The following is a 403-nucleotide window of genomic DNA, read 5'->3' as shown; positions in this document are numbered from 1 at the left end:
GCGTTGGCGGTCTGCTCACCGTTGAGGTCGATCTTCGACTGGGCGCCCTGCACACCATGCGGCACCAGCTTGCCCATGTCCACGCCCGGCTTGTCTGCCTGCGGCTTGTCGGCCTGCACGGCGGCCACGGGGGTCATCGCGGTGGTCGGGGTCGCGTCGTGGTGGTGCAGCGGGCCGGCCGCCAGGCCACCGGTGAAAGCCAGACCAGCAAGACCCAGAACGCTCTTCTGCAGCATCGTGTTCATGACAAAGCTCCATTCGGGGGTTGGCGCACCAGCACCGGTCGGGGGAACCAGCACGTGCGCAAGCACCGTCAGGCGCTCAAAAACAAAGGGGGAAAGTCTTCGACCGGCTGGCCTGCGGGGCAAGGGGATCGCCTCTTCGCGGCGCCGGGACCATGTAC

General features: G+C 67.2%; 1 pseudogene. It reads right to left on the bottom strand.

The window, feature by feature from the left end:
* Window positions 1–245: pseudogene (locus ACNAVT_RS31835) on the bottom strand (hypothetical protein); the annotation flags it as partial.
* Window positions 246–403: the final 158 nt, after the last annotated feature.

It is taken from the genome of Micromonospora sp. SL4-19 (assembly GCF_047921475.1).
Taxonomy (GTDB): domain Bacteria; phylum Actinomycetota; class Actinomycetes; order Mycobacteriales; family Micromonosporaceae; genus Micromonospora.
The sequence above is the reverse complement of the archived record's forward strand: the minus strand, read 5'-3'. Positions and strand labels throughout refer to the sequence as shown.